A 314-nucleotide genomic window follows, 5' to 3' on the forward strand; every position below is an offset into this window, starting at 1 on the left:
CAAGCCCATGGTTTGCAGGATTTCTTGACCGACAATGACTTCTTGTGTGCGCGGGGAGCCGGGTTCGGGCGTAAGGGAAATTCGAATGGTGTCGCCGATGCCTTCTTGCAACAATACGGCCAGAGCTGCGGTGGAAGCCACAATGCCCTTGCTGCCCATGCCAGCCTCAGTCAGACCGAGATGCAGTGGGTAACGGCAACGGCTGCCTAATTCGCGGTAAACCTGAATCAAGTCTTGTACGGCGCTGACTTTGCACGACAAAATAATTTTGTCTTCTGGCAAGCCCAAAGCTACGGCTTTTTCTGCCGACTCCA

1 protein-coding gene is annotated in these 314 nt (G+C 54.1%); it reads right to left on the reverse strand.

Annotated elements, in window-relative coordinates; genetic code table 11:
* Positions 1-314, reverse strand: a 314-nt coding sequence (locus ACTHS3_RS17560) for a flavodoxin-dependent (E)-4-hydroxy-3-methylbut-2-enyl-diphosphate synthase (RefSeq protein ID WP_440368704.1), incomplete at both ends; no start/stop codon positions are given.

It is taken from the genome of Neisseria sp. P0009.S007, from assembly GCF_051962515.1.